This window comes from Vibrio sp. V09_P4A23P171 (genome assembly GCF_963875615.1).
GTDB classification, from domain to species: domain Bacteria; phylum Pseudomonadota; class Gammaproteobacteria; order Enterobacterales; family Vibrionaceae; genus Vibrio; species Vibrio anguillarum.
The window spans coordinates 54,620-77,390 of record NZ_CAWNMR010000004.1 but is presented as its reverse complement, the minus strand read 5'-3'; the positions used below and the strand labels follow the sequence as shown (position 1 = coordinate 77,390).

The following is a 22,771-nucleotide window of genomic DNA, read 5'->3' as shown; positions in this document are numbered from 1 at the left end:
CGAGCCTTAGTGCTCGCTTTTTTGATCTTATTTAAACCAAATAAATAACGTGATACAGATCAAACATTTCGCTTTATCGTACAACCGGTTCTAAGCTTAAGAAAAAAGCGAGGAGCGTGTTATGAAATGGATAAGCATCATTTTTACCTGCATTGTTCTTATCAGCACCAGTGCGGCACAAAGTCAAAGTAGTAGTACGCAGACTCATCAAGACTTAACTCAGTTTGATCTCCCTTTTTTACTTGGTGATTGGTACCTACTTAACCCCAATCCTGACACTTCTTCCGATGATTTTCGTTCTATTAAACTGACCTTGGAATCGAATTATCGTTTCAAGATCGATATTCAAAAGAAAAATTACAATGTGGAGCACTGGGAAGGTGAATTTGACGCCAGCGATAACAGCTTGATTTTGGGGCTTAATTCATCGCAACCTCAAGTTTATCAATACAAAGTGAACCACAACATGCTCAACTTAAACGGCATTATGTTCACTAAAGCTTTACCAAATGCGTTGGCAGGGGTGTGGTCTAGCAAACGGATATTTGGTGAAGATGCGATAGCAACCGACATTAACCAACTTGATCTCGTTTTACAGCCGGATTTTGTATTTATGTTCAGAGTAAGTGGTGCTAATGGTAACGAATCGATCCATAAAGGAGTGTACTACACAGAAGGTGATCATTTGGTGCTCCTTTATGAAGACGGAGAACATGATACCCGCTATACGCTTGTTAGCGATATGTTAACTTTAGAAGTGGAGAATGGTTCCATGTCGGCTGTTTTAGCGCGAGTAAATCCGTAGTCTTGCAATCTTCATCATAAGAAAGGCAATGAGTGAAATCTGTTGATATATGGGTAAATTGTCAGCGAAATAACGGGGTATTTGTCTAAAATGCCTCGTTTTTCGGTTTGAGGGGTTGTTATTAATGATAACAAGCCTTAGATCTATAGCCATCTTACTGAATGTTTATCAAAAACGTCACATTTCACTCCGTCAACAAGGATTCCGACATGGCTCATACACCCCAAGCCAAGTATCGCAAAGATTATCAATCTCCATCACATACCATTACGGATCTCGAATTAACATTCGATCTCTTTGATACCAACACCACAGTGACTGCCGTTTCTCACGTTAAGCAGCAAAAAGAGAATAACCAATTGGTGCTGGATGGTGAAAACCTTGAGCTGAAATCGCTCAAAGTGAATGGCACCGAATGGCAAGATTTTCAGCTGCTTGAAAGCGGGCTCTCGATCTCATCATTACCTCAAGAGTTTGAATTGGAGATCGTGACACTGATTAACCCAGAAACGAATACCGCACTAGAAGGGTTATACAAATCGGGTGGTGCGTTCTGTACTCAGTGTGAAGCAGAAGGTTTCCGTCGCATTACTTACTTCCTCGATCGTCCAGACGTTCTTGCAAAATACACAACGACCGTGATTGCTGACAAAAAAGATTACCCATTTTTATTAAGTAACGGTAACCGTATCGAACATGGCGATCTTACAGAAGGGCGTCATTGGGTGAAGTGGCAAGATCCACATCCGAAACCTGCTTACTTATTTGCTCTCGTTGCGGGTGATTTTGACGTATTACGTGATCAATATAAAACCAAGTCCGGTCGCGATGTTGCCCTCGAAATTTTTGTTGATAAAGGTAACCTCGACCGCGCTTCTCATGCGATGACATCACTTATCAACGCAATGAAGTGGGACGAAGAACGCTTCGGCTTAGAGTATGATCTCGACATCTACATGATCGTTGCCGTTGACTTTTTCAACATGGGTGCGATGGAGAATAAAGGCCTCAACATTTTTAACTCTAAGTTTGTGCTAGCCAATGAAAAAACCGCTACCGATACTGATTATTTAGGTATTGAAGCGGTGATTGGCCACGAATATTTCCATAACTGGACTGGTAACCGCGTCACTTGTCGTGATTGGTTCCAATTAAGCTTAAAAGAAGGCCTAACGGTATTCCGTGACCAAGAATTTTCGTCTGATTTAGGGTCGAGAGCCGTGAATCGCATTAATAATGTGCGCATTATTCGCGGGCCACAATTTGCGGAAGATGCCAGCCCAATGTCACACCCAATTCGTCCCGATAAAGTGATAGAAATGAATAACTTCTATACATTAACTGTCTATGAAAAGGGCAGTGAAGTGATTCGTATGATGCATACGTTATTGGGTGAAACGAATTTCCAAAAAGGAATGAAGCTCTATTTTGAGCGTCATGATGGCACTGCCGCTACCTGCGAAGATTTCGTAGCAGCGATGGAAGATGCTTCAGGCGTCGATCTTACCCAATTCCGTTTATGGTATAGCCAATCTGGTACACCGATTGTTTCAGTGAGCACTGAATATGACGCACAACAGAAAACCTATGCCTTAACCGTAGAGCAAACAACCGAACCAACGCACGAGCAAAAAGAGAAAGCAGCGCTGCATATTCCTTTTGATGTTGAGTTATACACCGCTCATGGTGATGTAATTGAGTTACAATGTAACGGAAAGCGAATCTCTAATGTACTGAACGTAACACAGGCTAAGCAGACCTTCGTGTTTGAAAATGTGCCAGAGAAACCGATCCCTTCCTTGTTGCGCGAATTTTCAGCACCAGTGAAACTGGAGTATGACTACAGTGATGATGAGCTGATCTTCTTGATGGTCAATGCTCGCAACGAATTTGCTCGCTGGGATGCAGGCCAAATGTTGTTAGCCAAATATATCCGTAGCAATGTGTTTGGAGTGCAGTCGGGTAAGGCGGCGGATTTGCCTGAATCGGTAGTTGATGCATTCCGTGGTGTGTTACTGAGTGAGGCTCTAGAGCCTGCTTTTATTGCGGAAATGCTCTCATTGCCTAGCCATAATGAGGTTTCAGGTTGGTATAAACGTGTGGATGTTGATGCAATAGCGACCGTACTTAAAGCGATGAAAGTACAGCTTGCTAACGCATTGCAAGATGAGCTCAATGCGGTTTACCACAGTTTAAAACAGACACAATACAGCATTGAACACAGTGCAATTGGTGAACGAGCATTGCGCAATACTTGCCTTGCTTATTTAGCTTATACCGACCAAGGCAATGATTTGGTGCTGGCTCAGTATCACAGCGCCAACAACATGACTGACACCATCGCCGCTATGAGCGCTGCGAATAGTGCACAGCTTATGTGCCGTCAAGCACTGATGGATGATTACAGCAATAAATGGAAACACGATGGATTGGTGATGGATAAATGGTTTGCACTGCAAGGGACTAACCCCGCGCCAAGTGTTTTGGATACTATTCAACAAACCATGAAACATGAAGCATTTAGCTTAAAAAATCCAAATCGTACCCGCAGTTTAATTGGTTCATTCCTCAGTGCAAACCCAGTTAACTTCCATGCAAAATCGGGTGAGGGATACCGTTTTGCAGGGCAGATACTGCGTGAACTCAATGATAGTAACCCCCAAGTTGCGTCGCGTTTAATTGATCCTTTACTTAAATTCAGGCTCTACGATGAAACTCGTCAAGCAATGATGAAATCGGAGTTGGAGACTTTGAAGTCAATGGATAATTTAGCTCGAGATCTCTTTGAAAAAGTAACAAAAGCGCTCGAATCTTAAGGATCTTAACTCTACTAAGAGCGAGGTGATAGATACGTCTCCTCGCTCTATTTTGGTTAACGGCTATGAAGCAATACTATTTTACTCTCAATATTTCTTATCAAACTTACTTAGCGCACTATTCTGGTGTAGCAAGCTCTGTACAAGTCTACACAGATCAAGGTTTACGCCTTCAGCTACCCGCGTCTCGATTTCGTCCATTTCTTAGCCAAATTGGAGTAAAAGGTCGATTTCGGCTGACAACTGACCAAAATAACAAGTTTGTAAAGTTAGAAACTCTGTGAGCCGCTGATTTTCTAGATATTTAAATAGGAATCTTAATCACATTCTCAAACATTTCACCTCAGACCTGCCCTAAAACTGTTAACTATTTGTCAATAAAGCTTTTACAATAAAGCAAGCATTACCAATGGTAAGCGCTATGCTTACCGCATACCCTACAAAAATAATAATCTTGGAGTCTACTATGACTGCGCGTGAAACTTTAGTGCCAGTTCTGCTTGAAAAAGTGTACAAACTGATTCAAGACAAACTCGATCTTGCTCATCAACCGCTCGTGACCCAACTTGCTCAACATCTATTTAGTAACATTTCGAAAGATGATCTGACTGAACGTAATGAATCTGACTTATATGGTGCGATAGTTAGCCTATGGCACCATATTAACGAGAAAAACCCGGAGGAGCGTTCAGTGCGGGTATTTAACCCGACAGTAAGCCGCCAAGGTTGGCAGTCAACGCACACGATTGTTGAAATAGTAATCCCTGATAGTCCGTTTCTTGTGGACTCCATTAAAATGGCGCTCAGCCGTTTGGATTTATCGTCACACCTCATGCTCAATGGTCCAACGCAAATCTCGCGCACCGATAACGGTGTTATTACTTCGGTAAACCAAGGTGAGGGTGTTCTGCAATCTCTTTTTCATATTGAAGTCGACCGCCTTAGCAGCAAAGAAGCGATGACACAGTTGAAAAATGAGTTGCTTAGTATTCTGAGCGATACAGCTTTAGTGGTGCAAGACTGGCAACCAATGTCAGAAAAACTAGTGCAAGTGATTGCGCAATTGGAGACACAAAAAGAGTTCATTCCTGTAGAAAGTGATCGTTACGAAGAAACCATCAAATTCTTAAAGTGGATGGGAAATCATAATTTCACTTTCATGGGGTACAAAGAATACGACCTCGTGACGGTCGAAGGCGATACTGAACTGAGACCAACAGCAGAAAAAGGGTTGGGTTTATTTTCTGATTCAAAACGTGTGCGCAGCGTAAAATTATCTGACTTTCCTGATTCCGCGCGCCTTGAAGCCAAAAAGCCTTTTTTATTGATTGTCACTAAAGGCAATACCCAATCACGTATCCACCGCCCAGCTTATACCGATTATATCGGCGTTAAAAAGTTCGACAAAGCAGGTAAAGTGATCGGTGAACATCGTTTCACTGGTCTATATACCTCGGCAGTGTATAACCAAAGTGTCGAAACTATTCCGCTGATCCGCGAAAAAGTAGAACGTATTCTAAAAGCCAGCGGTTATCGTGCAGGCTCCTATTCCTATAAAGCGCTGCACAATATTCTAGAAAACTATCCTCGTGATGAGTTACTGCAAGCACGTGAAGAAGAGATGTTAGAAGTTGGGATGGGCGTAGTGCAAATGCAAGATAGGGATTTGCTGCGTCTGTTTGTTCGTAAAGACCCGTTTGGTCGTTTCTTCAGCTGTATGGTCTATGTGACCAAAGAGCGCTATAACACCGAGCTTCGCCGCCAAACGCAACGAATTTTCAAACAGTACTTTGGTTGTGAGCAAGATGTTGAGTTCACCACTTATTTTTCAGAAAGCCCATTGGCAAGAACACACTACATCGTACGTGTTGATAATAACAACATGGATGTCGATGTAAAAACGGTAGAGCAAAATTTAATGGAAGCATCATCAACTTGGGATGATCGTTTATCAGATGCGATCGTAGCAAACTTTGGAGAGAGTAAAGGGCTGCCATTATCGAAAGAATACATGCGTGCATTCCCTCGCTCTTACAAAGAAGACATGATGCCGGGTTCAGCGGTGGATGATATCCAGCGATTGGAAGCATTAGATGAAGAGCACAAACTCGGCATGTTGTTCTATCGCCCACAAGAAGAAGCGGCCGATTCAAAAGCGGTGCGCTTAAAACTCTATCACCGTGACGAGCCAATCCATCTTTCTGATGTGATGCCGATGTTGGAAAACTTAGGGCTGAGGGTGATCGGAGAGTCACCTTATGAAGTACGCAAGTTAAATGGACAAACATATTGGATCTTAGATTTCTCAATGCTGCATAAGAGCGATAAGAGTGTCGATCTTCGAGAAGCGAGAGATCGTTTTCAACAAGCATTTGCGGCTATTTGGGCTGGTGAATTAGAGAGTGATGGCTTCAACCGACTAGTACTCGGTGCTTCATTAACGGGGCGCGAAGTCTCGATTCTTCGTGCTTATGCGCGTTACATGCGCCAAGTGGGTTTCCCATTCAGTCAACAATATATTGAAGATACACTCAGCCATTATCCAGATGTAGCAAAAGGGCTGGTGGAACTATTCTTAAAGCGGTTTGATCCTAAACACAAAGGGGCTCAAAAAGGGCAAACGGATCTTATCAACGCTATTACTGAAGAGTTAGATCGTGTTGATAGCTTGGATGATGATCGTATTATTCGCCGTTATATGGAGATGATTAGTGCGACGATCCGTACTAACTACTTCCAGCTGGATGAAAACAATCAGATCAAACCTTGGCTTTCTTTAAAAATGAAACCGAAAGAGATTTCTGAAATTCCAGCTCCTGTGCCGGCTTTCGAAATCTTCGTTTATGCGCCTGATATTGAAGGTGTTCATTTACGTGGTGGTAAAGTAGCACGTGGCGGATTACGTTGGTCTGATCGCCAAGAAGATTTCCGTACCGAGATTCTAGGGTTAGTGAAAGCGCAACAGGTAAAAAATACTGTTATTGTTCCTGTGGGAGCAAAAGGTGGTTTTGTGTGTAAGAAACAGCACATGTTTACCACGCGTGATGAGATCTTTGCCGAGGGACAACGCTGCTATAAACGTTTTATTCGTGCCTTACTCGATGTTTCCGACAATATTATTGAAGGTGAAGTCGTTCCACCTAAGAATGTCGTTCGTCATGATGAAGATGACCCTTACTTAGTTGTAGCCGCGGATAAAGGGACAGCAACATTTTCCGATTTGGCTAACTCAGTGTCAGCAGAATACAATTTCTGGCTAGGTGACGCTTTTGCTTCTGGTGGTTCAAATGGTTACGACCATAAAGCCATGGGGATTACAGCAAAAGGGGGATGGGAGTCAGTCAAGCGCCACTTCCGTGAGATGGGCATTAACTGCCAAACCACAGATTTCACAGCGATTGGCATCGGCGATATGGCTGGAGATGTGTTCGGTAATGGTATGCTGCTGTCTAAACACATCTGTTTGCAAGCAGCGTTTAACCATTTGCATATTTTCATCGATCCAACACCAAATTCAGCAAAAAGTTGGGAAGAGCGCAATCGCTTATTCAACACGCCACGATCTAGCTGGGAAGATTACAACGCAAAGTTGATCTCAAAAGGTGGTGGCATCTTCTCTCGCAAAGCGAAATCGATCACCTTAACGCCTGAAATTCAAAAAATGATCGGCACTAAGAAGGCTTCTGTTGCGCCTAATGAGCTGATTAAAATGATCTTGAAAATGGAAGTGGATCTTTTGTGGAACGGCGGCATCGGCACCTATGTTAAATCATCGAAAGAGAGCCATTCTGATGTAGGTGACCGTGCTAACGATGCTCTAAGAATTGATGGATGCGATCTTCGTACAAAAGTGATCGGTGAAGGCGGTAACTTAGGTATGACTCAACTTGGACGTGTTGAATATGCATTAACTGGTGGTCGTGTTAATACCGACTTTGTTGATAATGTTGGCGGCGTCGATTGCTCGGATAATGAAGTTAATATTAAGATCTTCTTGAATGGTTTGGTGGCGAATGGTGATCTTACCGTCAAACAACGTAATCAGATCTTAGAGTCGATGGAAGACGAAGTAGGAGGCATCGTTATTGAAGATGCTTACGCTCAATCTGAAGCTATTTCTGTCACTGAGCAACAGGGTGTATCGTTAGTTAAAGAGCAAATTCGTTTCATCCATGCTATGGAAAAAGCAGGGCACCTTGACCGAGCATTGGAATACATTCCAGATGATGAAACTTTGCTTGAGCGTGAGAAGCAGGGATTTGCATTAACCCGTCCGGAGCTATCGGTATTAGTGGCATACGGCAAAATGGTGTTGAAAGAGGAATTGGCTTGTGAAGAGATTTCACACGATGAATTCCATTCACAGCAGTTGATCAACTATTTCCCTACTGAGTTACGTCGTAACTATTCTCAGCACATGCAACAGCATCCACTTCGTGCAGAGATCATTGCTACGGCTCTGGCCAACCAGATGGTGAACGAAATGGGATGTAATTTCGTGACCCGTCTTCAAGAAGAGACTGGTGCGAATGTTGTCGATATTGCCAATGCTTACACTGCGGCAAGAGAAATCTATGGCTTAGGCCGTGTTCTTGAGCAGGTTCGTTTACTCGACAATAAAGCAGAAGCCGATGCACAGTACGATGTGATCTTCTTAGTACGCCGAACCTTACGCCGCTTATCTCGTTGGTTGCTGCGTAATCGTTCAGGCAAACAATCGGTCAAAGATTTGATTGCGCTTTATCAAACTGACGTCAATGCCGTTTCCGCTGAACTAGACAATATGCTCGTTGCTGAAGAGGTTGCAGAGCATAATGCCATGGCTCAAGTCTGGATTGATAAAGGCATTAACTCAGAACTGGCGAATTACGTTGCTCGTTTATCAAGCCTGTACTCAGCACTGGATATATCCACAGTGGCACGTGATAAAGGTAAGACCGTTGCTCAGACAGCTAAGCTTTACTTTAACTTAGGTGATCGTTTATCACTGCACTGGTTCTTAAAACAGATTAACGGTCAAGCGGTGGATAACAACTGGCAAGCACTAGCTCGCGCTGCATTCCGTGAAGATTTAGACTGGCAGCAGCGTCAACTCACTGCGCAAGTATTGAATTGTACTTGTGCGCCAGAAGAACTCGATGTAATGAAAGCACTGGATGAATGGATTGCTAGTAATGAGGTATCCTTAATGCGCTGGGAGAGTATCCTCAACGAATTTAAAGTTGGTGCAGTACATGAATTTGCAAAATTCTCAGTAGCATTAAGAGAATTAGTACTTTTAAATTTGAATTGTGCGGCAAATGAGTAAATAATAACGCCCCGTTTATACGGGGCTTTTTATTTCGGAGGCACAATGCTCTACCGCTTAGCCAGGACTGGCTTTTTTCAACTTGATGCCGAAAAGGCACATGATCTCGCCATTGAAAACTTTAAACGTTTCACAGGCACTCCTCTTGATCTCTTCTATCGTCAACACTTACCCAATCGCCCAGTCGAATGCATGGGTTTAACTTTTAAAAACCCTGTAGGTTTGGCCGCTGGCCTAGATAAAAATGGGGAATGCATAGAAGCTTTTGGTGCAATGGGGTTTGGTTTTGTCGAAGTTGGTACCGTGACTCCACGTCCTCAATCTGGTAACGATAAACCGCGTTTATTCCGTTTGATCCAAGCGGAAGGTATTATCAATCGAATGGGCTTTAACAACTTAGGTGTCGACAATCTAGTTGAGAACGTTAAGAAAGCTAAATATGACGGCATTATCGGTATCAACATTGGAAAGAATAAAGATACACCGATTGAAAACGGGGCAGATGACTACCTTATTTGTATGGAGAAAGTCTACCCATATGCTGGTTACATAGCAGTGAACATTTCATCCCCCAACACTCCTGGGTTACGAACGTTACAATATGGTGAAGCATTGGATGATTTGCTTGCCGTACTGAAAGCGAAGCAATCTGAATTGGCTAAGCTGCATAATAAATACGTTCCGCTAACATTAAAGATCGCTCCCGACCTTTCTGATGACGAACTTAAACAAATTTGCCAATCGTTACTCAAGCATAATATTGATGGCGTTATCGCGACTAATACCACATTGGATCGGTCGCTGGTGGAAGGTATGAAATTCGCGAATGAAACGGGTGGGTTAAGTGGTCGTCCTGTTCAATCAAGAAGTACTGAAGTGATTAAGTGCTTGTACCAAGAGTTGGGTGATAAGCTGCCCATTATTGGAGTGGGTGGTATTGATTCTTGTATCGCTGCAAAAGAAAAAATGTTGGCGGGCGCGAAACTAGTACAAGTCTATTCAGGATTCATTTATCACGGACCAGGTTTAGTGAGAGATATTGTCAAGAACCTGTAAATCAGTGCGATTTAAAGGTATTTACTCAGAAAAATAAAAAGTGACTGGGTCAAAGTAAGAGGGAATGAGTTATTCATTTCCTCTTTTTTTTTATATTTCTGTTCTTAAAATTACATTCACTAGCTGGCAAAGGTAATTAAGCGTTTTACCTAATAGTTTGATAATTCATTAAAATTAGAGAGTGGAACGATGCTTAAACCAAGTGACAAATGGAGTTGGTATTATTCAGATAGCGAAAGCTGCCTGATGTTGTACCTTGGTGATGAGATGGTTTTTAAGACCAATCTTTACCGTAATCTGCTCGTCGATTGTGCTTTTGCTGAGAATCATTTTTCAGTCGATGATGCGAGTGCTTTCCAAACCTACAAAGAGCAAATTGCCTATTTAGGTTTAAGTGAGCCAAGACAAGCCGAATTAGCACTCTATTGTGTTGCCGCTAAGCGTTTTCATAAACCTGTACAGCCTAAAAGTTGGTTTTTTGATCATCAAGGCTACGGTTTTGAACCGAGTGAAGGTGACATTGTTCGGTTGGTCAACGGCTACAGCCAAGGTTATTTCATCGTACTTGAGGTAGGGGACTGCGCTAGTCTTTGCGCCTTAGTCGATTTGGATGCGTTCATACTGAATGGTTCCAAACAGCTGGAATTCGGACAGGTCATTAAGGTTATGCATGACCGTATGGCTTGCGCCAATCATATTTTGCTCGAAGAGCACGTTGCTCTTGTGAGTTAACTTTTCCCTAATAGCACAACGTTTCGTTCCTTTGTTTCATTTCCCATCGGCTTAATAGCCGATTTTTTTTGCCTAGAGCTTTTCCCCAACTCAATCCTATCCGTCTGAATTCGATCTTAAATGTGAGATTTGTTCAGGATTCTGATGTTTTTTTCTTCAAAAGTGACGTTATAAACAGTGTCTACATTGCTAGAAATGGCCGACATATTCCCATTTTTAGCTCATTTGTAATTAATTTACACTACAAAAAACAATCTGGTATAGTCCAATTATGCAGTGAATAAATACTCACTTATCCCGTAGGCCTTGCTATATCTAGTGAGATGTTTTTGCAATGCTCGAAGCTTGTCTATTTGTAAAATTGGCGAGTAGTTAAGCAATTGAATGGTTGAGAAGGTGAAAGAGACACTTTGTTTTACTCAAGCGTGGGATTGTCAGGTATAATGCGTGGTCATTTTTATCAGTAAAAGAGCAGTATGAATCAATATCTAGCGGTTACCTCAAACGGTCTTGAGAACCTATTAGTTGAAGAACTAACCAAATTAGGGATTACGGACGCAAAACCCGTGCAGGCCGGGGTAAAATTTAAAGCGTCGAAAGAGCAGATTTATCGCTGTTGTTTGTGGAGCCGTCTAGCATCAAGATTTGTTCGCGTCCTCTCTGAATTTACCTGCCAAAATGATATGGATCTTTACTTGTCAGCAAGTTCAGTGAACTGGGTTAATCATTTTCATAGTTCGAAAAAGTTTGTTGTCGACTTCAACGGCACAAATAACGAAATCCGCAACAGTCAGTACGGCGCGATGAAAGTAAAGGATGCGGTTGTCGACTGTTTCACCAAAAAGAACTTACCGCGCCCTTCGATCGATAAAGATCATGCAGATCTTCGTGTCCATGTACGCTTGCATAAAGATAAAGCCATTTTAGGGATTGATATGGTGGGCGGTGGTTTACATCAGCGCGGTTACCGTACCGAAGCGGGGCGAGCACCACTTCGTGAAACATTAGCAGCGGCTATTATTTTGCGTAGTGGATGGAGTGAAACGAAGCCACTGCTCGACCCAATGTGTGGTTCTGGTACTTTGCTCATTGAGGCGGCCATGATGGCTGCTGGTATGGCCCCTAGTCTCAAGCGTCCAAAGTGGAGTTTCGAAGCTTTAGAGGATTTTGATGCAGAACTATGGGCGCAAATAAAATCAGAGGCCAATGTTCAAGCAAGACGTGGTGTCAAGAAAGTTGACTGTAAGTTCTTTGGTTTTGATAACGATGCACGAGTGCTGCAAACCGCGAAAGATAACGCTCGCCGCGCAGGGGTTGAAGAACTGATTACCTTCCAGCTAGGTGATGCGGCACTGATCAAACGTCCTGAAGGGTTTGAGGATGGTGTAGTTATCTGTAATCCACCCTATGGTGAACGTTTAGGTACACATCCTGGTTTGATTGCTTTATACACGGCATTTGGTGGGCAATTAAAGGCTGAATTTGGCGGTTGCCAAGCGTCGATTTTCTCAAGCTCTGACGAATTACTCAGTTGTTTGCGTATGCGCGCTGAAAAGCAGTTTAAGTTAAATAACGGTGCGTTACCTTGTCACCAAAAGAACTACTCAATTTCATTGCGCACGGTAGAACCGGGAGCGTCTATTTCTCAAGAATCGGTGATCGCTCCTGATTTTTCGAATCGTTTAAAGAAAAATATTGCGAAAATTGGTAAGTGGGCGAAACGTGAATCACTCGATTGCTATCGTATTTATGATGCTGATTTGCCTGAATACAATGTTGCGATCGATGTTTATCTCGACCACCTAGTGATCCAAGAATACGCCGCACCTAAAGATATTCCAGAAGAAAAGGCTAAACGCCGTTTAACAGATATCATTCGTGCCGCGATTCAAGTCACCGGAACAGAAGCAAATAAAGTAGTACTCAAAGTTCGTGAAAAACAGAAAGGGCGCTCTCAATATCAAAAATTAGGGCAAATTTCTGAGACAATGGAAGTGAACGAGTATGGCGTTAAACTGATTGTCAATTTACATGATTATCTCGATACGGGTTTATTCCTTGATCATAAATTGACGCGTCGTCGCTTAGGGCAAATGGCAAAGGGTAAAGATTTCCTCAATCTATTTGCTTACACCGGCTCTGCAACCGTTCATGCCGCTTGCGGTGGAGCAAAATCAACCATGACGGTTGATATGTCTAAAACCTATTTAGAATGGGCTAAAGACAACTTAAAGCTCAACGGTCAAGTTGGACACCAGCATCGCTTTGAACAAGCCGACTGTGTGCAATGGCTAGAGACTGCAAAAGAACAATTTGATTTGATATTTATCGATCCGCCGACATTCTCAAATTCCAAACGTATGGAACACACATTTGATGTGCAACGCGATCATATTAAGTTGATGGAAAATTTAAAACGTATCCTACGTCCAGAAGGTACGATTGTGTTTTCAAACAATAAACGACATTTTAAAATGGATTTAGAAGCGCTAGCTGAGCTTGGTTTAGTTGCTCAAAATATTTCAGCGCAAACATTACCACTGGATTTTGAACGCAATAAGCAGATCCATAACTGCTGGACGATTTCCCATGCATGCAGTGAATAGGGAATGAAGTTGTTCACGCTTTACAGTACTGAAGGATGCCATCTCTGTGAGATGGCATTTCAGCTTGTTCAGCAGGCAAACATTGCTGAACAAGTACAACTCGTTGATATTGCATTTGATGATGCGCTCTTCTCTCGTTACGGGGTCACTATTCCGGTTCTTAAATACCAAGAATCCGAACTGAGCTGGCCCTTTGACCAACAAACATTACTTCATTGGTTAGAAAATAATGGCATTAATTACCATCCATAACGGTCAATTAGCATTTGGTGACCACCCATTACTCGATCATGCAGATTTCGCATTGCAAGAAAATGAACGAGTTTGTCTCGTCGGCCGAAACGGTGCAGGCAAGTCGACTATGATGAAAGTTCTTGCGAGAGAAATCATCATGGACGACGGAAAAATGCAGATAGAACAAGATGTTGTTGTTTCTCGATTAGAACAAGATCCACCTAGAGATGAAGCCGGCACCGTTTTTGATTATGTTGCTGGTGGATTAGCGGAAGTTGGTGAGTATCTAAAGATCTATCAAGATCTTTTGGATCTCATAGTTGTCGATCCAAGTGAAAGTAATATCAATAAGTTATCTCGCATTCAAGAGCAGCTAGAGCATACAGGGGCATGGCGTTTTGAAGAACGTATCCAAAATGTTCTGGCGGCGTTGAAACTGGATGGCCACACCAAACTAACGGATTTATCCGGTGGATGGCAGCGTAAAGCGGCTCTTGCAAGAGCACTAGTGTGTGATCCTGATGTCCTTTTGCTTGATGAACCGACTAACCACCTTGATGTAACCACCATCGAATGGCTCGAAGGCTTTTTGAAAGATTTTAGAGGCTCAATCATCTTTGTATCGCATGACCGGACGTTCATCCACTCAATGGCGACACGCATTGTTGATCTTGACCGCGGTAAACTCAGCTCGTTTCCTGGTGATTATGATCAGTACCTTGTCGCCAAGGAAGAAGCCTTGCGCGTAGAAGAGATGCAAAATGCCGAGTTTGATAAGAAATTGGCCCAAGAAGAAGTTTGGATTCGCCAAGGCATCAAAGCGCGTCGTACTCGTAACGAAGGGCGCGTAAGAGCACTCAAGAAGCTAAGAGAAGAGCGTAATGATCGCCGTGAGGTACAGGGCAAAGCAAACTTGCAAATCGATGACGCTGCGCGTTCAGGAAAAATTGTCTTCGAAGCGAAAGATATTAGCTATAGCATTGATGGCAAAAACATTGTCTCGAACTTCAGTTTCAATATCATGCGTGGTGATCGCATTGCACTTATTGGCCCTAACGGATGCGGCAAAAGTACGCTGCTGAAACTGCTGTTGGGTGATTTACAACCTCAGAGTGGCAAATTACATTGCGGTACCAAACTTGAAGTTGCTTATTTTGATCAGTACCGTGAGATCCTCGATCCTGAGAAGTCGGTAATTGACAACTTAGCTGACGGAAAACAAGAAGTGATGGTGGCAGGGCGCCCACGGCACGCATTAAGCTACTTACAAGATTTCTTGTTTGCCCCTAAACGTGCGAGAACGCCAGTAAAAGCGCTATCTGGTGGTGAGAAAAACAGACTGTTGCTTGCTCGTATTTTCCTCAAACCGAATAATTTATTGATTTTAGATGAACCAACCAACGATTTAGATATCGAAACTTTGGAACTTTTAGAAGATTTGCTTGCCAACTACCAAGGCACATTGCTGCTTGTCAGCCACGATCGTCAATTTGTTGATAATACTGTAACAACGAGTTGGATTTTTGAAGGTGATGGCAAAATTGAAGAATTTGTTGGAGGCTATCACGATGCTCAGCAACAAAGAGCTCAAGTTTTGCAGTCACGAGTTGCTGAAAATGTCAGCAATAAAGAAAAAGTGGTTGAGGAAACTCTCAAAACAGCGCCAATTAAGACAAAACCTAAAAAGTTATCTTATAAACTGCAGCGAGAAATGGATGAGTTGCCCGCAATGTTAGAGCAACTTGAGAATGATATTGAAATGCTTCAACAGCAAGTGAACGATCCTGAGTTTTTCATGCAATCAGCAGACAAAACACAGCCCGTTTTAGATAAGTTAACTGCGAAAGAGCAGGAGCTTGAAATTGCTTTCGAGCGCTGGGAAGAGCTCGAAGCAATGCAACAGGAAAGTTAGAGATTATTAATGAGTAGTAAAACATTTAAAATCACCGTAATTGCGGCCAGTATTCTGGCTGCCACTCAAGCTCATGCTGCACTTTACCAAATTGTAGAAGTGACACCCGGTAACTTAGTCGCTAATGAATATTATGGAAGGGCAATACAAAAAGATAACCTTTCAGCAAATCCTCTTGGATGTTTTACGGCCGGAAATAGCTGTAATACTTTTGCGTTTGGTGGCGATACGCTCAATGGTTCTGATGGCATTTCCTATCATGATGAAGTGCCATTCAAAATGGATAATCGTTTTGTTTATCAGGATATTGATGATCTCAAAAACTATTGCTCTAACGAACTCGGTTATTCTACTTGTGAGGCATGGGCTGATAAGCAATGGCATGGTTTTGAGTACAACAATGTTGAAACTGGCGGTTTGAAACGTGAGCGTGATGCTTGGGATAATGGTAGTTATCTACAAAATGCAGCGGCCTTTGTTAATTCATCGCAAGTTGTTTTGACTTTTGGCTCTATTGCAAATACTCAGAATACCGTTTTAACTGGGTTAGACGGTACTTCTGCTTTTGGTATTACGAGCAGCGGTTACACACAGTCTGGAAGTAATTACGCTCTAGGCTACCGTCAACGTGGTTTTTATAATGGCAATATTTTAAACCCACCAACAGATACGTCTATTGTTAGCGATACTAACAATAAAATTGTTGAAAAAATGGGTCGAACATTTGCCTATGATGTATTTGGTGATAGCCCAAATAAGTTTGTAGTAGGCAGTGTATCGGTAAGCTCTTACTTAACTGGAAATAGCGATGACGACAATAAAGATTATAACGGTGATGTTAACACTTGTGTGAATGACAGTGTTGATCCTCAAACGACTCGTCAATGCCAAAACTTTGCTTTTGCAACCCAAGCTTATATGTGGGACACAGCATCTACCTCGACGGGTTACCGCGTAACAGGGTGGGTCGGTGATGTTGAAGCAAACCGTAGCGGATACTCTGCTCAAGCAAGTGTAAGAGGCGCTGCTGTTTCTACATCTGGCAGTTACGCTAACAAGCCAGTTATGGCTGGTTTTAATACCTATCGCGATGATAATGTGTTTAGAATGCAAGCAACAGTATTCTATCCTAATGCAAGTTACGACGTAACAACGCCTAAGCATGATATGTGGAGTAGTAAGGTTATTACTGGCACAGAACTGAAAGTGGATGGAGATGTGATTTACTCCAACTCATTAGCGACAGATATTAATAACCATTTAATCGTGATCGGTGAAACAAAACGTCGAGGCGATAAACCTGAAAGTGGCGCAGCAGCAAACCGTATTTTCGTGTCGGATGCCAATAGCGGAACGCCTGTAGCTAACTATCTATCAGGTGGAATTTTCTTTACTGGTGCTGGCGGTGAAGCGAAAGCGATCAATAATTTCAATGAAATTGTCGGTCAAATCGATGCAGAAAAAGGCCGTGAAGATGGAGGTAAACAACGTCGTCATCGTGGCTTTATCTATCCTTTCAACGGTACAGGGAGTAATGCAGCAAGAATGGCGTTGTTCCAGAACCAAGGTTGGTGGTTAGATGATCTAACCAATGGTGGGGCTTACTCACAACATAACAACCAGTTCCGTATTTTTGAAGCCTCAGATATCAATGATGATGGTGTGATTGCAGCAAGTGCATTTAAATGTACTGGAGGCTATGACGATTTCTCCCATAACTCATACTGTACTTCTGGAAGTGAAAGCGTTGTCGCGATTAAACTGATCCCGATTGCTGGCGCGGCGGCTAGCGATATTGAAATCCGTAGCACGGCACTTCCACCCGTTGAACGTAAAGGCGGTAGTATGGGGTGGATTGCTCTGACACTACTTGCTCTCTTTGGGTTCCGCAGAAAATAATTAAATAGTGTAAAGAATGGCGCAAGTTCACAATTTAGAATCTGCGCCTTTTTTGTAACTTGAGAAAGTCGAATTTTTGAGCAATTCTTAATTGTGGCGTAACAGATATGCCATGTAGATTTAATAGTTGTATGTAAGACACAAGTTACTGTATGAGGACTACACTATGATGAAGAGACAAAAGCGTGATCGCCTTGAAAGAGCACAGTCTCATGGGTATAAAGCTGGCTTAAACGGACGTTCCGTAGAGGCTTGCCCTTATCAACAAACGGACGCTCGTTCATATTGGCTAGGTGGTTGGCGCGATGCCAGAGATGACAAACAAGCTGGTCTCTACAAATAAACTCCCACATACATGCAAAAGGATTTAAGCCCCGGAAGGGGCTTTTTAGTATTCAAGCCACACTAAAGCACTATAACTAAGTATTTTGATGAGAAAAAAGCGACTCTATGAGTCGCTTATGAATAGTTTAACGTCATTAAAAAGCAGAAGTATCTTGGAAAAGACCTACTTTTAAATCCTTTGCAACGTAAATCTCTTTGCCATCGACAAGAACGCGACCATCAGCTAGACCCATTACAAGTTTACGGTTAACAACCCGTTTCATCGTGATTTCGTAAGTTACTTTTTTTGCTGTTGGTAGGATCTGACCTGTGAACTTAACTTCACCAACACCTAATGCCCGGCCTTTTCCTTTGCCACCAACCCAGCCAAGGAAGAAACCAACCAATTGCCACATCGCATCTAAACCTAAACAGCCAGGCATTACAGGATCGCCAGGGAAATGGCAATCGAAGAACCATAGATCAGGAGTAATATCTAACTCAGCAAGAATAAGGCCTTTACCATACTCGCCCTCGGTTTCTGACATTTTGGTGATGCGGTCCATCATCAACATATTTGGCGCTGGCAATTGAGGGTAGCCAGGCCCAAAAAGCTCACCTTGGCTAGAGGCTAGTAAGTCTTCACGATTATATGAATCTCGTTTATTCTGCATTATCAGTTACTCCAATTTTTGATAGGGTGCATATTAGGGAACACGTGTACGCTAAACAACTCCGATCAGTGCTACACAAACCAGTTTTTAATGCGCTCTGCAATACTGTGTGATTGGTCATGCCTTTCAAAGTTTTCAATACGTTGAGCAATTTTATTAATGATGCTTTCTTCGTCATCGCCTCTGAATGACGCACCCATAAGGATCGGTACTGCTTCATCAACTGTAGCGACTGGCCAAATATGAAATTCATCATTTTTAATGCTATTGACTACATCTTTATGAAGCGCAAGATGTTTTAGATTTGTTTTTGGTAGAATGACGCCTTGTCCACCCGTGAATCCCTGATGCTTACACACATGGTAGAAGCCTTCAATTTTTTCGTTTAGCCCGCCAACAGCTTGAACTCGCCCGAATTGATCAACCGCACCTGTCACAGCGATTTGTTGGTTAATGGGATGTTCAGATAAAGCGCTTACTAAAGAACATAACTCGGCTAGTGATGCACTGTCGCCATCCACTTCGCTGTATGATTGTTCGAAGACAACCGAAGCAGAATAGGGAAGCGGTGCGTCAAGGTTCATTGAACTGCTTACAAAGGCTTGCATTATCATCATGCCTTTTGCATGCAAATTACCACCGAGCTCGGCTTTGCGTTCGACATCGGTAATATCACCGTCACCAAAGTGCACAACGCATGAGATACGAGCTGGTTCACCATAGGAAAGAGGATGGCCAGCAACATCGATCACTGTTAATCCATTGACTTGGCCGACTTGTTCGCCTTGAGTTTCGATAATTACCTGTCCATCAAGTATATCGTCGAGTGCTCGTTGCTGCAGATAAGACTCTCGATAATAGCGTTTGTCTAAGGCGCTTTCGATATGAGATTTAGTAATCGGATACTGATTTGACTCTAAGGCCGCTTCTTCTATGAGTGTTCTGTGCCATATTACACATAACGGTGTGTAATGTTGATCTTCCGTGAAACGGGCACCTGCGGTCATAAGAGCAGGAATGGCATCTTCAGTCAGTGTAGGGAGTTGGTATTCTTCAGATATCCAACGTAAATAAGCGAGATAGGTCAATATCGATTGTTCATCAATTTTCAGGTCCAACTCTAATTCGGTGTAGAAACAAAAGCTTGAGCGGACGTCTGCATCCAAATAGTCGACATCGGCTAACTGGTTCCTATCACCTAAAATGATCAGTTTGACCTCATATCTTTTAGAGATTGGTGAGGGGTGTGGTGATTTAGCATTACAATTAATGGGGCTTACATCTTCGCCTAATACTGCCGCTTTTAATAATGGCCACATTTTAGGATTAGCCAACAGCATATTAGCGGAGATCAGAAGATAACCACCATTGGCTTTATCCAATAAGCCAGGAATTTCGCTGGTGATAAGCCCATTTTCAGCGCGGTATTGGCCAAAGATAGTCCCCATATCGAGGGACTCCGTACAAATAACGTGCGAGTTTGGCTTTATTACTTGAAGTTTTTGACTGACTAATTGACGATAGATTGAGTTATCTGGCGCGTTGATCAACATCACTCGTGTAAAACCTTTCAATTGAACAAACTGCTGAATAGCGGTTGCTAGTCTGGGCTGTGTGTCGAGTAATGTTACCGGAGATAGACTAGGGTACTGAGCTAGTTGCGAGTGGAATTGATCATACTGAGGTGTGACTGAACGCCAAATATTTTGAGTCATTGAAATCTAGTGTTTATTAAAAGAAGCCAGATTATATAGAAAAATAGCAATGTCTAACAGCTCCATTATTATGCTTGATCTTGTTCGCTTTTTTGAATCCAAAAATTGAACTCTGAACGATGGTGGGTTACGCTGTCACCCTAACTTGGCATGGATTTTACGTTATGAAATATCAACAGCTTGAAAATTTGGAATCGGGTTGGAAGTGGCAATACTTAATTAATAAGTGGAAAGATGGCGAAACAATCACTCGTTATGTAGACAAAAGCGAAGCTCTAGCTGCAATTGAACAGTTAAAAAAAATAGAGCATGAACCCAATCTGGTTCTTGGGTGGATTGATCAGCACATGTCACTTGAACTGAGTAATAAACTCAAGCAAGCAATTAGAGCCAAACGCAAACGCCACTTTAATGCCGAGCAACTACACACCAGAAAGAAATCTATCGATCTCGATTATCGAGTGTGGGAAAAACTATCATATCGAGCCAATGAGCTTGGTTGCACTTTGTCTGACGCGATTGAATACCTGTTAAGTGAAGCATCTCGTAGCGAAAAAGCGAGTAGAACCGTCTCAAGTTTAAAAGAAGATTTAAGTAAATTACTGTCTGAATAAGAAAGGAGATAAAAATGTTGTATGTCATTCTGGCTGCTGCTGCAGTTATCTTTTGGTTAGTCGCTGTTGATCGGCCTATATTGAGAGTTAAATTCAAAGATGGTGTCGTAGCACAAGTTAAAGGTCATTTCCCTCCAAGTTTTAAACATAATGTGACTGAGATTGCTGAAAAGACAGACTTGAGCGGCGAACTAAAAGTTTACCAGCAGAGAACGGGTGTTAAGTTGGTTTTTTCTAAAGACGTACCTAAAAAAATTCAACAGCGTATTCGCAATGTTTTTCCTCATCAGGGATTTCATACAAAAGAGCAACGAACCAAGAAGTCACATTGAGTCTGCCATTCTTAAGTTACAGATTGTTTTCATTAAAAAACGAACATCGTCGAAACGATTAACTTTACACATCGTCCATTTATAACTCGCTGATATCATGATGGAAATCTCTGTAAAGGTTCTCGACGATGAAAAAAATCTGTGTAGTTATCATTTCGTTAGTGATAGTAGTTTTCTGTTCAAAGGGTTATGCCGACGATTCAGAAAGTAATCCTGTCGCGAAATCAATAAAACAGCAAACGCTTAAAGCTCTTAAAAAATATAGATCTAAGCTTGATGGATATTGTGACGTGATGATCGAAATGAAGCATGTTCAAAGTTATGCAGAAATTGTAGGCGTTGGGACAAACGGTGATTACCAAATCTGCGCGAAAGCAAAATCTAAAATCAAGATAGGCAAAAAATTTAAATATAAAGTTCCAGAGAAATACATACGGATACAAATCAATGCAGCAGAGTTATGAGTAAGGTGTGATTTCACTGTGAAATGGAAATTTGGATGTATGGTTTCAATTGCTATGATGGTTAATAAATCAGAGTGCGCATTATGTGGCGCGTCATTATGTTGAGGGGCAGTCGTCAGTACCATTGCGTCAGCACTGGCGACTTCATTTGCAGCAGAACGTGGGCAGCTTGCTGAGTCGTTCTGCAAAAATGAACCCGTAATATAATGTCGGATAATACGAATTCAGGTGTTTTCCCTACTGCTTAAAAATGCTTCGATGATGACTGTAAGCAATTTAACTATTGCTGTTAGCAACTTTAACATACCGTTCTCCTTTATCACGTTGACCACTAAGCCCTGAAACCTTTTCAGGGCTTAGTGGTGACTATATTGCTTTTCTTATCTCGACTAAAAATAACGCCAGTTGCTGTAATAAAAACAAGATGTTAGTGGATGTATGTCGAATGTCATCAACAAGACTTTGTTTTTAATAGGCTCGATTTTCTCTGCTATACGCTACGCTCGCGTGTAGAGAGAAAATGAGCAGCCAAGCGGAAAGAATGCTAAGCCGTTCTCATCATGCCGACACCGCGCGGCAGTTTCACTCAACGCATTTTGGGACTATCTCGCGCCTCAGTGTGCGACTTTCACGCCACTGCGTGACATTCCATGACGACCAAGCGACGGAATGACGACGACGAGAACTGTGAAGGAGAGCGTGGAGTGGCTTAGTGCGAATGGATGCGGATGCAGGCTTCATCCTGAAGACGGCGCCGCACCATCGCACAAGCAATCACGTAATCGGCCAAAATGGCCGCGAAGCGGTTCGGGTTCCTGTTACACCCGAACTAACTCCGGAATTCCGGAATTTTTCACGTGTTTTTTCAACACATCTCACTTTGATTTTTCCGCGATGATCTTTTTTTGTTGTTCAACAAATTTGACTATATATCTGATTGATAAGGATTCACCCATGCTTAAAATTGAAATATTCAAAGAGAACGAAAACCTCCATACTCGCACTATACCGGGCAAAGACGGCAAGCAGCCAAGAACGATTTACGAACAAACCGCTTATGCCTACTTAGGCGGTAAATTTCCCGTTGAGATGAAGCTCAATTTAGAAGAAGGCCAACCGCCTCATGTTGCAGGGTTTTATACAGTTCACAGCTCTAGCTTTGTTATTAATAACTTCGGTGGCCTTGAATTAAAACGCTTTGGCTTGTTGTTAACCTCACTCGAACCCGACTTATAAATAAAGGCTAGGGGGCTGTATGGAAAACGTCAGTTTAGGGCTAT

The 22,771-nt window shown here is 42.4% G+C and carries 17 protein-coding genes; 15 read left to right on the top strand and 2 right to left on the bottom strand.

The window, feature by feature from the left end; genetic code table 11:
- Positions 1-121: 121 nt before the first annotated feature.
- From AACT23_RS02050 to rmf, 11 genes are all read left to right on the top strand, one after another.
- Positions 122-805 (top strand): hypothetical protein, encoded by a 684-nt coding sequence (locus AACT23_RS02050; RefSeq protein ID WP_017050490.1) that lies wholly within the window; start codon positions 122-124, stop codon positions 803-805.
- Between the two features lie 209 nt (positions 806-1,014).
- A complete protein-coding gene (pepN, locus tag AACT23_RS02045; RefSeq protein ID WP_094127643.1) occupies positions 1,015-3,621 on the top strand; it encodes an aminopeptidase N in 2,607 nt (868 codons plus the stop codon).
- 65 nt (positions 3,622-3,686) lie between these two features.
- Positions 3,687-3,905 (top strand): DUF2835 domain-containing protein, encoded by a 219-nt coding sequence (locus AACT23_RS02040; RefSeq protein WP_013856912.1) that lies wholly within the window; start codon positions 3,687-3,689, stop codon positions 3,903-3,905.
- 182 nt (positions 3,906-4,087) lie between these two features.
- Positions 4,088-8,929 (top strand): NAD-glutamate dehydrogenase, encoded by a 4,842-nt coding sequence (locus AACT23_RS02035; RefSeq protein ID WP_094127640.1) that lies wholly within the window; start codon positions 4,088-4,090, stop codon positions 8,927-8,929.
- Between the two features lie 45 nt (positions 8,930-8,974).
- A complete protein-coding gene (gene pyrD / locus AACT23_RS02030; RefSeq protein ID WP_094127637.1) occupies positions 8,975-9,985 on the top strand; it encodes a quinone-dependent dihydroorotate dehydrogenase in 1,011 nt (336 codons plus the stop codon).
- Between the two features lie 189 nt (positions 9,986-10,174).
- Complete coding sequence (locus AACT23_RS02025; RefSeq protein WP_010320557.1) at positions 10,175-10,717, top strand: cell division protein ZapC; 543 nt, start codon at positions 10,175-10,177, stop codon at positions 10,715-10,717.
- Positions 10,718-11,193: 476 nt separating this feature from the next.
- On the top strand, positions 11,194-13,323 hold the full coding sequence (gene rlmKL, locus AACT23_RS02020; protein WP_094127634.1) for a bifunctional 23S rRNA (guanine(2069)-N(7))-methyltransferase RlmK/23S rRNA (guanine(2445)-N(2))-methyltransferase RlmL: 2,130 nt from the start codon (positions 11,194-11,196) through the stop codon (positions 13,321-13,323).
- A 3-nt stretch (positions 13,324-13,326) separates the two neighbouring features.
- Positions 13,327-13,575 (top strand): glutaredoxin family protein, encoded by a 249-nt coding sequence (locus tag AACT23_RS02015; RefSeq protein ID WP_013856908.1) that lies wholly within the window; start codon positions 13,327-13,329, stop codon positions 13,573-13,575.
- Complete coding sequence (locus tag AACT23_RS02010; RefSeq protein WP_094127630.1) at positions 13,553-15,469, top strand: ABC transporter ATP-binding protein; 1,917 nt, start codon at positions 13,553-13,555, stop codon at positions 15,467-15,469. The genes AACT23_RS02015 and AACT23_RS02010 overlap by 23 nt, the downstream gene beginning before the upstream one ends.
- A 9-nt stretch (positions 15,470-15,478) precedes the next feature.
- Positions 15,479-17,368 (top strand): DUF3466 family protein, encoded by a 1,890-nt coding sequence (locus tag AACT23_RS02005; RefSeq protein WP_094127627.1) that lies wholly within the window; start codon positions 15,479-15,481, stop codon positions 17,366-17,368.
- 169 nt (positions 17,369-17,537) lie between these two features.
- The gene (rmf, locus tag AACT23_RS02000; protein ID WP_010320553.1) at positions 17,538-17,711 is read left to right on the top strand and encodes a ribosome modulation factor; all 174 of its coding nucleotides are present in this window, start codon (positions 17,538-17,540) and stop codon (positions 17,709-17,711) included.
- A gap of 136 nt (positions 17,712-17,847) precedes the next feature.
- On the opposite strand, the gene fabA is transcribed toward rmf, so the two are convergent.
- Both fabA and AACT23_RS01990 read right to left on the bottom strand, forming a co-directional pair.
- On the bottom strand, positions 17,848-18,366 hold the full coding sequence (fabA, locus tag AACT23_RS01995) for a bifunctional 3-hydroxydecanoyl-ACP dehydratase/trans-2-decenoyl-ACP isomerase (RefSeq protein WP_013856904.1): 519 nt from the start codon (positions 18,364-18,366) through the stop codon (positions 17,848-17,850).
- 71 nt (positions 18,367-18,437) lie between these two features.
- Entirely contained in the window at positions 18,438-20,081 is a 1,644-nt protein-coding gene (locus AACT23_RS01990; RefSeq protein ID WP_094127625.1) for a S16 family serine protease, read from the bottom strand.
- 164 nt (positions 20,082-20,245) lie between these two features.
- On the opposite strand from AACT23_RS01990, the gene matP reads away from it, so the two are divergent.
- The 4 genes from matP (at position 20,246) to AACT23_RS01970 (ending at position 22,727) form a co-directional block, all read left to right on the top strand.
- On the top strand, positions 20,246-20,695 hold the full coding sequence (gene matP / locus AACT23_RS01985) for a macrodomain Ter protein MatP (protein ID WP_026027109.1): 450 nt from the start codon (positions 20,246-20,248) through the stop codon (positions 20,693-20,695).
- 14 nt (positions 20,696-20,709) lie between these two features.
- On the top strand, positions 20,710-21,027 hold the full coding sequence (locus tag AACT23_RS01980; protein ID WP_013856901.1) for a DUF3634 family protein: 318 nt from the start codon (positions 20,710-20,712) through the stop codon (positions 21,025-21,027).
- A 128-nt stretch (positions 21,028-21,155) separates the two neighbouring features.
- Positions 21,156-21,491 (top strand): hypothetical protein, encoded by a 336-nt coding sequence (locus tag AACT23_RS01975; RefSeq protein WP_013856900.1) that lies wholly within the window; start codon positions 21,156-21,158, stop codon positions 21,489-21,491.
- Between the two features lie 954 nt (positions 21,492-22,445).
- Positions 22,446-22,727 (top strand): single-stranded DNA-binding protein, encoded by a 282-nt coding sequence (locus AACT23_RS01970; protein WP_094124671.1) that lies wholly within the window; start codon positions 22,446-22,448, stop codon positions 22,725-22,727.
- Positions 22,728-22,771 lie beyond the last annotated feature (44 nt).